General features: G+C 47.5%; 10 protein-coding genes. 4 read left to right on the forward strand and 6 right to left on the reverse strand.

Features of this window, described 5'->3' with window-relative positions:
• Window positions 1-87: 87 nt before the first annotated feature.
• Window positions 88-1,104, forward strand: a complete 1,017-nt coding sequence (locus ACZ5DR_RS07360) for an adenosine deaminase (RefSeq protein WP_377366606.1) — start codon at window positions 88-90, stop codon at window positions 1,102-1,104.
• Between the two features lie 63 nt (window positions 1,105-1,167).
• Here the strand turns inward: ACZ5DR_RS07360 and ACZ5DR_RS07365 are convergent, their stop codons facing one another.
• Window positions 1,168-2,787, reverse strand: coding sequence for a carboxylesterase/lipase family protein (locus ACZ5DR_RS07365; RefSeq protein ID WP_377366604.1), 1,620 nt, complete (start codon window positions 2,785-2,787; stop codon window positions 1,168-1,170).
• 198 nt (window positions 2,788-2,985) lie between these two features.
• Between ACZ5DR_RS07365 and ACZ5DR_RS07370 the strand changes: the two genes are divergently transcribed.
• Window positions 2,986-4,176, forward strand: coding sequence for a leucine-rich repeat-containing protein kinase family protein (locus ACZ5DR_RS07370; protein WP_377366601.1), 1,191 nt, complete (start codon window positions 2,986-2,988; stop codon window positions 4,174-4,176).
• Window positions 4,177-4,242: 66 nt separating this feature from the next.
• Here the strand turns inward: ACZ5DR_RS07370 and ACZ5DR_RS07375 are convergent, their stop codons facing one another.
• On the reverse strand, window positions 4,243-7,290 hold the full coding sequence (locus tag ACZ5DR_RS07375) for an efflux RND transporter permease subunit (RefSeq protein WP_377366599.1): 3,048 nt from the start codon (window positions 7,288-7,290) through the stop codon (window positions 4,243-4,245).
• A 2-nt stretch (window positions 7,291-7,292) separates the two neighbouring features.
• The gene (locus ACZ5DR_RS07380; protein WP_377366597.1) at window positions 7,293-8,423 is read right to left on the reverse strand and encodes an efflux RND transporter periplasmic adaptor subunit; all 1,131 of its coding nucleotides are present in this window, start codon (window positions 8,421-8,423) and stop codon (window positions 7,293-7,295) included.
• Between the two features lie 197 nt (window positions 8,424-8,620).
• Here ACZ5DR_RS07380 and soxR point away from each other — a divergent pair, with 197 nt between their 5' ends.
• Entirely contained in the window at window positions 8,621-9,067 is a 447-nt protein-coding gene (soxR, locus tag ACZ5DR_RS07385; protein ID WP_377366594.1) for a redox-sensitive transcriptional activator SoxR, read from the forward strand.
• Window positions 9,068-9,124: 57 nt separating this feature from the next.
• Here the strand turns inward: soxR and ACZ5DR_RS07390 are convergent, their stop codons facing one another.
• The 3 genes from ACZ5DR_RS07390 to ACZ5DR_RS07400 form a co-directional block, all read right to left on the reverse strand.
• Window positions 9,125-10,369: a saccharopine dehydrogenase family protein gene (locus ACZ5DR_RS07390; RefSeq protein ID WP_377366592.1), complete on the reverse strand. Its 1,245-nt coding sequence runs from the start codon at window positions 10,367-10,369 to the stop codon at window positions 9,125-9,127.
• Window positions 10,370-10,411: 42 nt separating this feature from the next.
• A complete protein-coding gene (nspC, locus tag ACZ5DR_RS07395) occupies window positions 10,412-11,509 on the reverse strand; it encodes a carboxynorspermidine decarboxylase (RefSeq protein ID WP_377366590.1) in 1,098 nt (365 codons plus the stop codon).
• A gap of 177 nt (window positions 11,510-11,686) precedes the next feature.
• Window positions 11,687-13,012 (reverse strand): aminotransferase class I/II-fold pyridoxal phosphate-dependent enzyme, encoded by a 1,326-nt coding sequence (locus ACZ5DR_RS07400; protein WP_377366588.1) that lies wholly within the window; start codon window positions 13,010-13,012, stop codon window positions 11,687-11,689.
• Window positions 13,013-13,412: 400 nt separating this feature from the next.
• Here ACZ5DR_RS07400 and ACZ5DR_RS07405 point away from each other — a divergent pair, with 400 nt between their 5' ends.
• Window positions 13,413-13,820 (forward strand): protein tyrosine phosphatase family protein, encoded by a 408-nt coding sequence (locus ACZ5DR_RS07405; protein ID WP_377366586.1) that lies wholly within the window; start codon window positions 13,413-13,415, stop codon window positions 13,818-13,820.
• Window positions 13,821-13,824: the final 4 nt, after the last annotated feature.

The following is a 13,824-nucleotide window of genomic DNA, read 5'->3' on the forward strand; positions in this document are numbered from 1 at the left end:
CCCTGCTAATTTTAACTTATGCGCCTCTGGCCGCCCTCGACGCACCCAGCGTCACGTTTTAAGGTTTTATTAGTAAGGGGAACATCAATGACGGGCTCTCAATCTTTATTGGATTTGGCCATGAAAATGCCAAAAGCCGAATTGCATTTACATATCGAGGGTACATTTGAACCTGAGCAGATGTTTGCTATCGCCCAGCGTAATCAGGTTGCGTTGAAATACGATTCTGTGGACGCGCTGAAAGCCGCCTATCAGTTTGAAAACCTGCAAGATTTTTTAGATTTGTATTACCAAGGGATGTCCGTGCTGCTGAAAGAGCAGGATTTTTATGACCTCACCATGGCGTATTTGAAGCGTGTCCACGAAGACAATGTGGTACATGTGGAAATCTTCTTTGATCCGCAAGGTCACTTGAGTCGAGGGGTAAGCTTCGATACTCAAATTAAAGGGATCTATGGTGCTCTAAAAGACGCTGAGCGGGATCTAGGGATCACTTTTAAGCTGATTATGTCCTTCTTGCGTCATCTGGATGAAGCCAGTGCATTCGAGACATTGAAGCTCGCAAAACCCTATTTAGATTGGATCGATGGGGTGGGTTTGGACAGTTCAGAGCTGGGCCATCCCCCTGAAAAGTTCGTTAATGTATTTCATGAGTGTCAGTCCCTAGGCTTGAAGGTGACCATGCATGCAGGGGAAGAGGGACCGCCAGAGTATGTTTGGCAAGCCCTTGATGATATTGGTGTGGATCGTATCGACCACGGCAACCGCGCCTTGGAAGACACTAACCTAGTAGCAACGATTAAACGCCAAGGTTTGACCCTAACGGTTTGTCCTTTGTCTAACCTCAAGTTGTGTGTGGTGGATACGTTAGTGGAACATCCTATTCGTAGTATGTTGCGCTTAGGCCTTAACGCCACAGTAAACTCGGACGATCCCGCTTATTTTGGCGGTTATATGAACGATAATTTTGCTGCTTTGGTGAAGGATACAGAGATCACCAAAGAGGAGTTATATAAGCTGGCGTGTAACGCTTTTGAGGGCAGTTGGTTGGATCTGGAAACTCGCTCTAAACATTTGGCGACCTTAAAAGAGATGTTTGCTTAAGTCCCATTCAGTCGTAAAAAAGGCCTCTTATGTAAGAGGCCTTTTTTGTTGCTTCTGGAAGGATTAGTTTGTCTGAGGTGCTTTGACCCCGATGTTCCAGTTCCAAGGTAGACCGCCATGGGCGAAGCGACGAGCAATGATCTCGTCGTTAAGCTCAAACATGTTTGGCATCAGGTGCTTATCAGCGCGCGGCTGTTGCTCCAAGGCCACATAGTTACGCTCTTCACCATAGGGAAGCCAGTTTGCTGCGCCTTCTACTTTTGGTCGACCATTACGAATAAAGGACGCCCAGTACTCTGATACGGCCTCGCTGAATTGAGCTTCTTCAAGGGTCAGAGGTGGACGCGGCCAAGCGGCAACGGTGCGATCAAAAGTATCGAAGATATAGGGCAATTCTGAAGCATGGAAGGCGTTAATGCCTGCCTCGTCAGTGGCACGGTAATGGTGATCAAAGAAATAGAAATAGGAAGGCTTACCTAGCTCTGTTTGCTTGCGCACTAGATTTTCTGCGGTCCAACCGTACATGGCATCCCGTACAGCAGTTTGGGAGCTTTCCTTCATGTCTGAGGAAGGGTGCTGGCGCAAAAACTCTTCGCCAAGATCCCCGTAACGGGCTTTGATAATGGATTCGTATTCGCTGGCGCTATCAGGCGCTGGTGGCGCGAGGAACGGCAAGGTGCGAATTTCCCCAGCGTTAAAGCCTGCCAGTACTGGCACAGGGGCTTGCTCACCACGATTAAAGGTATCCACTAGCTGACGGCGTAAAATCTTGCCATCCACTGTGCCGGATGGAAAATAGTGAGCGTTTGCAGCGGCGTTAACCAAATCATTGGCATCCAGTTTACGAAGCCCTTCCACATTGAGTTTCAAAGCCTGTGATATTTTTTGGCCGATGGCTTCTGCGGGCAAATCTCCATGGGAAGAGGTGCGCAGTTCTGGGGTGGAGATCATGTACGCGCTTTGAACGATTGCCTGCTGGAACAGTCCTCGAGCTTTGGGGGAAGCCATCAAATACAAAGCGCTTAACCCGCCAGCGGATTCTCCCGCTAGGGTGACGCTATCAGGATTGCCACCAAAAGCAGCGATGTTGTCTTGTACCCATTTCAGAGCTTGAATTTGATCCAGTAAGCCGTAGTTACCTGAGATATTGTCTGGGTTTTCCGCGCTCAGCTCAGGGTGGGCCATGTATCCTAGAATACCAAGACGGTAATTGATGGTGACCACCACAATGCCTCGTTCTGCTAATGCGGTGCCGTCATAGGTCTGATCGTGACCCGCGCCAGACACCAAGCTGCCTCCGTGTACCCACACCATTACAGGGGCGTTTTCTACATTGTTAGGGGCCCATACATTCAAGTAAAGGCAATCCTCGGAAAGCTTGGGTAGTTGAGGCGCGTATAGGTTATCAGCGGGAGCGCTGGGTTGTGGGCAGCCTGCGGCAAATTCGTCTGCCACGAGTGTTTCTGTCCAAGGGGATAGGGGCTCTGGTGCACGCCAGCGTTTTTCCCCGATAGGGGGCTGGGCATAAGGTAAGCCCTTATAGACGGTGACTGTCTCGCCAGTCACACCTTGTACAGGGCCTGCTGGCGCTTGTACGATGGGCTGAGCTAAGGCTCCGCCTGAGATAGAACCAGCCATGGCGGCGGCCAGCAATACCTTTCCTGCTTTATTGCTAGGTTTCATAACGACTCTCCTTGATAATGTTACTCATTTGATGCGCATGATCGCATCGTGCAATCACGTTCGGTACATCTGAACATTAGCGCTAATGGTGGTATCAGATAGCGATAATGTCAATATTATAGGGCGTTTATTAATTGATCAGGATTGCCTTGTTTGATTCAGGCATAATAGGGCTTTTGAACGGGGCGGAGAGACGAGGTGCACACCTTAGAGCAATTACGTAAGGGCGAGTTAAAGGGGATTAAGCGACTGCAATTGAGTGAATCTTTGGCAGAGTTCCCAGAGGAAATTTATCAGTTAGCGGATTCCCTCGAAGTACTCGACTTATCAAATAATCGTTTGCGGGACTTACCTTCTGACTTGACGCGCTTAAAGCATCTTAAAATCTTTTTTGCGTCTAATAATCTGTTTGAGCATGTGCCAGATGTGTTAGGCGACATGCCTAATCTAGAAATGATTGGCTTTAAGCATAACCGTATTGAGTACGTGTCAGAGCAGTGTTTGCCGAAACAAACACGTTGGCTGATTCTGACCGATAACTGTCTTAAAGCTTTGCCTGACAACATAGGTGAGCTTTCGAGACTCGAAAAGTTTGCCTTAGCGGGCAATCAGCTTACAGCCTTGCCGACTTCGTTTGCTCAATTGCACAATCTTGGTTTACTGCGTATTTCTGCGAACGCCTTAACGCATTTCCCAGAGGCTCTATTGGCCTTACCTAAGTTGGCTTGGTTGGCTTTTTCTGGGAACCCGTTTTGCCCAGCCCAGGACGAGCATCTGGACTTTAAACAGGTGCATTCATCAGATGTCATGCTGCATGAAGTGCTGGGCATGGGGGCGTCAGGAGTCATCTCCCGAGCCACTTGGCGTACTGATGAATACGCCTTTCCAGAGCAGGTGGCCGTGAAAGTGTTTAAAGGGGAAGTCACCAGCGATGGTTCGCCCAAGGATGAGCTGGATGCTTGCTTGACCGTGGGCAGCCACGAAAACTTGGTCAAACCTTTGGCCCATATCCATGAGCCTGATTGTGCTGCCTTAGTCATGGATTTGATCTCCTCGGACTATTATAACTTAGGGCAGCCGCCGAGCTTGGAGACCTGCACTCGAGATACCTTCACCAAGGGGCAAACCTTTAATGCAGAACAAGCTGAACACATCATCACGCAAATGCGGGATCTGGTGGCACACCTAGAAAGCAAGCAAGTCAGTCATGGGGATTTATACGCCCATAATGTGCTGATTAACCAAGCAGGACATATCTTGTTTGGGGATTTTGGGGCCGCGTCAAAGTACCACAACCTAACACCTGCCCAACAAGCAGGCGTGCAGGCGATAGAACGCCGAGCATTAGCCCATTTTGAAGACGATATTCGCGGACTGATAACCCCCTAGGATGGGTCAGGCTGATAAAAAAAGCCCAGCATGAGCTGGGCTTTTGAGTGTCAGATAAGTCAAATATTACAAATCTTGGACGGCTTTGCCTCTGTGGCGGTGATCACCAGCCAGCAGACAATAAAATGTGGGCAGCACGAATAGAGTAAATAATGTCCCAATTAACATTCCCATGACGACCACAATACCGATTGAGAAGCGGCTAGATGCTCCTGCCCCCGCTGCAAGTAATAATGGAATGAGTCCCGCCACCATGGCCGCAGTGGTCATTAAGATCGGGCGCATACGGACCGCTGCGGACTCACGAATCGCGTCTATTTTAGACATTTGTTTTTGTATTTGTAGATCGTTGGCAAAGGACACCATTAAGATGCCGTGCTTTGAAATCAAACCAATTAGAGTGACCAGTCCTATTTGGGTATAGATATTCAGTGTGGTGTAGCCAAGATAGATAGGAGCTAATGCACCACAGATCGCCAGCGGAACCGTTATTAAAATAACCAGTGGATCCCGGAAGCTTTCGAACTGTGCGGCAAGCACCAAGAAAATAACAATTAACGCAAAGCCGAATGAAATGGTGAGTTGGTTGCCTTCTTGAATGAATTGGCGACTATTAGAGAGCCAATCTACGGTTGTGCCGTCGGGAAGTGGTTGTGATTGTAAGAAGTCGACGGCTTGTCCCATGGTAACGCCTGGCATTAATACAGCTGATAAGGTGGCGGAATTCATTTGGTTAAACTGAGGTAGCATATTGGGTTGAGGCTTCACATCCACATCCACAATGGTGGATAGAGGAATCAGCTTACCAGCAGAAGTGCGAACATAAAATTCACCGATGTTGTCGGGCGTTAAACGTTGTCCTTGGAGTGACTGGGTTATCACATCATATGAACGATCAAACCAATTAAAGCGGTTGATGTAGTTCTCACCCACTAGAATGGCTAAAGTGCTCGCTATCTCAGACATAGAGACCCCCATGTCTCCTGCTTTAACGCGGTCAATTGTGATTCGTGCTTCGGCGCTGTCAAAGGCCAGGTCGAAGTCGACAAATGCAAACAAGCCGCTTCCCCAAGAGGCACCAACTAACCCCATTAATGTGCCATAAATAGTGCTGAAATCATTAGTTGAACGAATTACCATTTGTACCGGTAAACCACCGCTACTGGCAGGTAATGGGCTGTCTTGAAATAACGACGTATAGACGCCAGTGATTGGTCCAGTTCGGCCAGCAAGCTCTGCTTGAATTTGGTCTGCTGAACGTTCTCGTTGGGACCATTCATCTAAAATTATGCCACCAAAACCTATGTTGGCGTTATCACCACCTATTGCAAAGAAGCTACCGTTGAACTCTGGGATGTCAGAAAAAATCTGATCGACTTGAGCGCTGTAGCGGCGAGTATAATCAACATTGGCGTATTGTGGTGCTTTTGTTTGAGCGAATACGTAGCCCATGTCTTCTGGTGGTGCGAGCTCTTTTTCCGAGCCTAAGAAGAGTATGACTATGCCCGCTAGAATCGCGACACTAGCAAAGAGTACAGCACCGCGAGCTCGTAGTATTTTATCGAGCAGGCGACTATAGCCATTGGTAATGCCTTCCATATAGTACTCGACCATTTTAGCCATTTTTGACTCAGACTGTTTTGAGCTGAGAAGCTTGCCGCTCATCATGGGCGATAGGGTGAGAGCGACCACTCCTGATACGATTACTGAGCCAGCTAAGGTAAAGGCAAACTCTTTAAATAACGCCCCTGTTAACCCTCCCATTAGACCAATTGGAGCGTACACAGCAGCCAAGGTGATGGTCATGGAAATAACAGGGCTAATGATTTCTCGAGCCCCTACCAGGGCAGCGTTGAAAGGCTCTAATCCCTCTTCGATATGGCGGTGAATGTTTTCCACTACCACAATGGCATCATCGACAACCAGACCTATGGCCAACACCATTGCTAGTAAGGTGAGCAGGTTGATAGAGAAACCAAATGCCAGCATCAAGGCGGCGGTACCAAGTAGCGAAAGTGGGATTGTGATGACTGGAATAATCACTGCCCGGAGCGTGCCTAGAAAGAGAAAAATCACCACAATAACAATGAGAATTGCTTCAATTAGGGTGTGTTTGACTTCCTCAATGGAGGCATTAACAAAATGTGCTACATCGAAGCGGTTGATCACCTCTAGGCCAGGAGGTGCAACACGCTGAATGTCTGGTAGTAAGCTTTTAATAGCATCGACGATTTCTAGCGGGTTGCCGTCTGGTGTTGGCGAAATAGTAAGGAATACCGCGTTGGTACCATCTGCAATAGCAGCAGAGTCGTAATTTTGCGCCCCCAGTTCCACAGTTGCTACATCACTTAAACGTACCACACCTTTTACGCTGTCTTTGACCACCATTTCACGGAAGGCATCAATATCTTGCAGATCCGTACCAGCGGTAATATTAATCGCCGTATCGGAGCCTTTCAGTTGTCCGGGTGATGCTTGGATGTTGTTGGCGCGTAAGGCGTTGGCTATATCGCTGGCTGTCATATTGCGAGCGGCGAGTTTGGTTGTGTCTACCCAAATACGCATTGCGTAAGATGCCCCTCCATCCATTCGCGCTGAAGCTACCCCTGAAACAGAGGTGACTAGGGGTAAGGCGACACGATCGGCAAAGTCGACAATTTGGGGGGCGTCTAAGGTATCGCTTTTAAATGCAATGTATTGAATTGCTGATGCGCCGTCTGTGATTTTAGATATGACTGGGTCTGCGACGCCCTCAGGGAGTCGATATTTTATTGTCTGAACCTTAGATAAAATTTCTGTCATCGAGCGATCCGCATCGGCGTTTAGGACCAGCTTTGCCGAAATATGACTCTTACCCTGTTTCGATGAAGAGGTAATGTATTCAATACCGTTTGCGGTGGATATAGCTTGTGCAATGGGGGTTGTTACAAACCCCTGCATCATGTCTTGAGTCGCCCCAGGTAATGCAGTATCGATGGTGATGGTAGCACTTTCCATTTTGGGGTATTGGCGTACTTGTAAGTTGTAGGTAGCACTGACACCTATTAGTAAGATTAATAAACTAACAACGATCGATAAGATTGGGCGTTTGATAAATAAATCAGTGAACTGCATGGCTAGTATTCCTCAGTCCCTTTCAACTCAGACACGGCGACTTCGGCACCAGGTTGAATGCGGTTTTGTCCCACTGTGACAATGACATCGCCAGCATTGAGGCCGGAGGTTACCTCCATTTGATTACCTATACGTTTACCAACTTGCACGCTGATGATTTCGGCATTGCCCTCTTTGCGGGGATCGCTGCCACGGATAATGACGGCGCTGTAGCCTTGAGCTGAGGTTTGTATTGCTGTGTTCGGGACAAGCAATGCTTGTTTGCGGGTATTCAAAGAAAGTGAGGCGTTGACATACATACCTGGACGTAATGCATGGTCGGAGTTATCAAGTGTTGCTTGAACTTGGATGTTGCGTGTCTCTGGATCCACTTGTGGCTCAATAGCATTAACCCTTGCTGTAAACGAACGATTTGGATAAGCGTCAGTTTTTAATTTTACCTGAGCACCTGTTTTTATCTCCGCAAGCACTTGTTGTGGAACGGAGAAAGTCACCAATAATGTGTCTAATGCCGTTAAAGAAACAACATGCTGACCTAAACTTAAGTACTCCCCAAGGTTGACTTGGCGAATACCTAATTCCCCAGCGAAAGGTGCGAAAATTTTCTTCTGACGAATAGCGGCTTCGACACGTGTTACCTCTGCTTGTGATTGGTCATAAGTGGAGCGGCGAACTTGTAATGCATCTAAGGGTTCAACACCTGTTTCGGCAAGACGTTCTGAGCGATCCAGTTGGCTTTTGGCTAATTTGGCGTTGGCTTTTGCAGCATTTAAGGCCGCTTGTTCCGTAGCATCGTTTAAGGTAATCAAGGGAGCTCCTTGCTCGACACTGTCACCTGACTTGAAATGAATATTGGCAACACGCCCTGCGGTTTCTGCTGCTAACAGCACTTGCTCTGCTGCACTTAAAGTGCCGATTGCTGCGAGTGTGATAGGTAAGTCTGTTGGCCTAACTTGCATAGCTGTGACGGGGACGGATTGAGGTTGCCAAACCGGAGCTTGGGCTTGTCGATAATTTTTCATGTAGTACATACCACCAAAGATCCCAGCTAACACCAGCCCCGTCACAGCAAAGATCCATATAGGTGTAGATTGGTTTATTTCTAGAGGTGACTTAAGATCTTGGTCGCTCATAGGCCACCTCCAAGGAAGGAGATAAAGACTACTAATGGGGGCATGGCATAGACAAAGTTAATGCCGGGATAGGTAGGAAAGCTTGTGCAATGCATGTCGGCTCCAATGAAAATAAATGGATAAAAGGCACTTGAGTGTGCATACCGACGGGGATAATATTACCTCAAGTATACTTGAGGTCAATGACATTTCTTACCATGAATACAAACAAATTATTAGGGGTAGGAGAGGTTGCTCAACGCAGTGGTGTTGCGGTTTCGACCCTGCATTTTTATGAAAGTAAGGGGCTGATTCAAAGTTCGCGTAATACCGGAAACCAGCGGCGCTATCATCGATCTGTCCTGCGTCGTATAGCGATAATTCGCATTGCCCAGCGAGCGGGAATCTCACTTGCTATGATTAAAGAACATCTAGATACATTACCGCAGAGCAAAATCACGGCGGAAGAATGGCGTGTGCTTAGTTTCGAGTGGCATGTGATGTTAAATGACAGGATTAACAACTTGTTACAGCTTCGCGATCAAATGGAAGGGTGTATAGGCTGCGGTTGTTTATCTCTAGAAGAGTGCCCATTGCGCAACCCCGATGATGTGGTTGCTGAGCAAGGTCCGGGAGCGCAACTATTGAAAGATGTGAGTATTTAAGTGAGCGATAAAAAAAGCCCAGCATGAGCTGGGCTTTTAGGTTCAAGGCATTGGAAATTATGCCTGATATTCGAATGGACGGTCGCCGTTTTCGTCTTTGATGCGAGTAGGTAGCCCCATCTCGTTCAATAGACCGAGGAATGGGCGAGGGTCTAGCTGCTCAACGTTACGCATTTCTGCGCAGTCCCAAGTACCGTTGGCAACCAGGATGGCTGCTGCGACAGGTGGTACGCCCGCCGTGTAAGAGATACCTTGGCTGCCCACTTCGTTGTAAGCGTCTTTGTGGTCGGCAACGTTGTAGATGAAGACTTCTTTTTCTTCACCATCTTTGATGCCTTTAACCTTGTCACCGATACAAGTTTTACCTGTGTAATCTGGTGCAAGAGAAGAAGGATCAGGCAAGACTGCTTTGACGACTTTAAGAGGAACTACTTCTAGACCTTCTGCCGTTTTAACTGGCTGCTCAGACAGTAGACCTAGGCTTTGTAGTACCGTGAAGACGTTGATGTAGTGTTCACCAAAGCCCATCCAGAAGCGTACGTTTGGTACGTCTAGGTTTTGAGAAATAGAGTGCACTTCGTCGTGGCCACTCATGTAAGACGTTTGCTGACCTACGACAGGTAGATCGTCGGTACGGCTTACTTCAAACATTTTGTTGACGTTCCACTCGCGATTCTGCCAAGAGTACACAACACCGGTAAATTCACGGAAGTTGATCTCTGGGTCGAAGTTAGTCGCGAAGTATTTTCCATGGCTACCTGCGTTGATGTCGATAATGTCGATATCGCTTACGCTGTCAAAGTAGTGGTTGTACGCTAGGGCGGCATAGGCGTTTACTACACCCGGATCAAAACCTACGCCAAGGATTGCGGTCACGCCTTTCTCTTTACATGCTTCGCGACGTTTCCATTCATAGTTTGCGTACCATGGTGGTGTTTCACAGATTTTCGCTGGGTCTTCATGGATGGCTGTGTCTAGGTAAGCTACGCCCGTTTCCATGCAGGCTTCGAGTACCGACATGTTGATGAAGGCTGAACCCACGTTGATCACGATCTGAGAGTTCGTGTCTTGGATCAATTTAACCGTTGCGGCAACATCTAGTGCGTCAAGAGCATATGCCTGAATGCGGCCCTCAACTTTTAGCGCGCCTTTCTCGTGGACACTGGCAACAATATCTTCGCATTTCGCAACGCTGCGGGAGGCAATGGCGATATCGCCCAGTGTGTCATTGTGTTGGGCGCATTTGTGAGCCACAACGCGTGCAACCCCTCCAGCACCAATGATGAGTACATTTTTTTTCATAGTAGAACACTCTCCAGTTTAGAAGTGATGCAGCAACCTTTATTAAGAAAGGTTGTGCATAAAGTCGTCGTAATCAAATTCGCGAACCAGTTCAATGGTGCCATCTAATTGTTTCACCGCGATGGAAGGCATCTTGACGCCGTTGAACCAGTTTTTCTTCACCATGGTGTAGCCGGCAGCATCCTCAATGGAAATGCGGTCGCCTACTTTTAGTTCATGGTTGAATTTAAATTCACCAAAGATATCGCCCGCTAGGCAAGATTTACCACAGATCATGTATACATGTTCCCCGTCACAGGGAGACATGCGCGCACTTTCACGGTAGATCAAAAGATCCAGCATGTGGGCTTCGATAGAGCTGTCGACAATGGCTAGATTTTTGCCGTTAAAGAGGGTGTCTAAAACGGTGACCTCCAATGTCGTGCTCTTAGTAATAGAGGCTTCGCCTGGCTCAAGATACACTTGGACGCCGTACTTGTCTGAAAACGCTTTTAAACGCGCACAGAACTGGTCAATTGGGTAGCCTTCTCCTGTGAAGTGAATACCACCACCTAGGCTGATCCACTGCATTTTTTCAATCAAGTGGCCGAAGCGCTCTTCAATTAAGGTTAGCATCTCGTCGAAGCGATCAAAGTTGTTGTTCTCACAATTGTTGTGAAACATGAAGCCAGAGATCTCATCAATAACGCTTTCGATACGCTTTGGATCCCATTCCCCAAGGCGGCTAAATGGGCGCGCAGGGTCGGCGATAATGAACTCAGAGGTACTCACCTGAGGGTTCACTCGCAGGCCACGGGTTTTGCCTTGGCTGGCTTCTTTAAAACGTTCGAATTGGCCAATGGTGTTGAAGATGATCTTGTCACTGTTTTCCAGGACGTCTTCAATTTCATTGTCTGCGTAGGCCACACTGTAAGCGTGTGTCTCACCGGCAAACTTCTGTTTCCCAAGCTTCACTTCGTACAAAGACGAGGACGTGGTGCCATCCATGTACTCTTGCATCAGGTCAAACACCGACCAGGTTGCAAAACATTTCAGTGCCAACAAAGATTTCGCGCCAGAGTGTTCGCGAACGTAAGCAATCTTCTCTAGATTCTTGAGAAGTTTGGCTTTATCGATGAGGTAATAAGGAGTTTGTAACATGGCCGCCGGACTCGATTTTGAAAAGGCGGTATTTTAGTAGAAAGGTATTAGGGTTACTAGCGTGAAATGTGTCTTTTCACTACGTTTTCCCTGCGTGTTTACGCCTTATAGCGACACATGCCCAAGAATTGGAGCCACACAATTTTAGGGAGGCTGTGTGACTCCAAAAACTTTGAATTAACTGGGGAAGCGCGCTTTAAAGCGTACTAAACGGTCAGCTAAATCTTTTAGTTGGTGGTCTTGAACTTGGGACACACAGGCCCGAGCACCATTTATGTGTTCGGAGCCCGTATTGGCTAAAGAGATGGCGCTGATGCCGTGATACAAGAGCGCTGTCAGTAGCTCGTCGCCCCTAAGACCTGGGTATTGAAAGGTGAAGTAAAAGCCATCGCTGAGTGGCTCTCCGTTATCACTGTCATACACCAGCTTGAAACCATTATCGATGAATAGCTGCTTCATCTTCTCTGCCCGCTCTTGGTACACCTTGGTAAGGTTTAAAAATGGCAGCGCACCATCGTTGGCAGCTTTCAACATGGCAGCCAGACCGTACTGGGTAGAATGGGTCACCCCTGAAGACAAACCGTGTAATGCTCCAAACACCATGGCTTTACCGAATTGCTCGCTGCCTAGGGTTGTTTTTAGTGTTGGGAATGAGCGATTAAATAGCGCTTCGGAAATCACCATGCTGCCAATGCGCTGACCTGCATAACTGAATACTTTGGAGCTAGAGATCAAAAGAGCGTATTGATCCGTATAGTGAGCAATGGTCGGTTGATAAGGGGCTTCCCCTGGTACCGAATAATCAGAGCGATAATCCATCCCAAAGTAAGCCAGATCCTCAATCACGATCACATCATAACGTTTGGTCACGTCCGCGATGATTTTCAGCTCTTCCTCGTTGAAGCAAATCCAAGCGGGGTTATTTGGGTTGGAGTATAAAAGAGTGGTGTAGTCTCCTGTTGAGAGGTGCTTTTCAAGCTCATCACGCAAGGCTTCACCACGGTAGTTGTACACATCAAAGCTGCCCCATTTTTGGTTGATCATGGATAACTGGCGTTTTTGATTGGGAAACCCAGGATCGATAAAGAGAGTGGCGCCCTGTTCTCTGATTCGGTTGCCAACTACAAACATGGCCAACGCCCCTTGAGCCGCCCCAACTGTAGGGAAGCAGGTCTCTGGTGTCACATCAATATTTAAAAACTGCTTACAAAAGCGGCTGATTTCCGATTTAAGAGCCGGAACGCCCTCAATCATGGGGTATTTTGACCCTACGCCTTGTCGCAATGCCTCAGCTTCCGCAGCGATGCCAATCTCAGGAGCTGGTAACCCCGGCACTCCCATCTCCATGCGCACGTATTGGGTACCTGTCTGGGCCTCGATTTTATTGACGAGGGAAACCAGCTCTCGAATCCCCGCTCGGGCCATGGACTGAATACCGGATTGCTCTAAACAGTGGGAAACCGCATCTGCATCAATGGGGGTGTCTGAAAATGTCATAGTCATGGGTATGTGCTTTTCTACTTTATAAACGATGGAAGCAGACTAGCGAGAATCATAGATCAAGGGGAATAGTTATTTTTTAGGGTGGATATAGGTTGGCGTAGATGAGGCGTTTGAAATGATTTTTTGATGGGTGGGAATTTTTTTAAATAATTGAAAATAAACAACTTATTAAAGATTTTTGATTTGTCTGTTATGCATAAAAAGCATGATTTAAACGAAATAAATCGCATGCCTCACATGGGGTTCTAAGTAGTGGATTGCAATTTTTTGTCACAGGGCCTGTGATTTATTGATCGGATAATTTAATATTAAATTATCCTAATGTTATAAGCTTATTCCATAATGTTATTTAAGGTTGGGGCGTCTATTAATGCCCTTATTGAACCCTTTGGAGCCAACTATGAAACGTATCACAAATGATTTTTATGTGGCTGAGCAACTTATGCCAGCGGACTTGAGTCGCCTGTCTGAAGAAGGGGTTCAGCACATTATCTGCAATAGGCCTGACAACGAAGGTGAAGGTCAGGTTAACAGTGACAAAATTGAATCTGTGGCAAAAGCCTTGGGCATACAGTTCTATTTTTTGCCTGTCTCTCCGGGGGTATTTTCTGACACATCCATCGCTCAATTTGGTGAATTAATAGGAACCTTGGAGGGCAAGGTGTTGGCGTATTGTCGCACAGGTACTCGCAGCCTCTCCCTATGGACTTTGTCCAATCCAGAGCATAAATCCCGTGCCGAGTTGCTCTCATTGGCAGAGTCTTCAGGCTACAACATGTCCGGTTTAATTGACCGGGTTGCAGAATAATCGG

This window comes from Marinomonas vaga (genome assembly GCF_055388305.1).

What these genes read in the sequence shown, in the direction of transcription:
- ACZ5DR_RS07360 (WP_377366606.1), top strand. Translation starts at nt 88, where the DNA reads ATGACGGGCTCTCAATCTTTATTGGATTTGGCCATGAAAATGCCAAAA.
- ACZ5DR_RS07380 (WP_377366597.1), bottom strand. Translation starts at nt 8,423, where the DNA reads ATGAGCGACCAAGATCTTAAGTCACCTCTAGAAATAAACCAATCTACA.
- soxR (WP_377366594.1), top strand. Translation starts at nt 8,621, where the DNA reads ATGAATACAAACAAATTATTAGGGGTAGGAGAGGTTGCTCAACGCAGT.
- ACZ5DR_RS07390 (WP_377366592.1), bottom strand. Translation starts at nt 10,369, where the DNA reads ATGAAAAAAAATGTACTCATCATTGGTGCTGGAGGGGTTGCACGCGTT.
- ACZ5DR_RS07400 (WP_377366588.1), bottom strand. Translation starts at nt 13,012, where the DNA reads ATGACTATGACATTTTCAGACACCCCCATTGATGCAGATGCGGTTTCC.
- ACZ5DR_RS07405 (WP_377366586.1), top strand. Translation starts at nt 13,413, where the DNA reads ATGAAACGTATCACAAATGATTTTTATGTGGCTGAGCAACTTATGCCA.
- ACZ5DR_RS07365 (WP_377366604.1), bottom strand. Translation starts at nt 2,787, where the DNA reads ATGAAACCTAGCAATAAAGCAGGAAAGGTATTGCTGGCCGCCGCCATG.
- nspC (WP_377366590.1), bottom strand. Translation starts at nt 11,509, where the DNA reads ATGTTACAAACTCCTTATTACCTCATCGATAAAGCCAAACTTCTCAAG.
- ACZ5DR_RS07375 (WP_377366599.1), bottom strand. Translation starts at nt 7,290, where the DNA reads ATGCAGTTCACTGATTTATTTATCAAACGCCCAATCTTATCGATCGTT.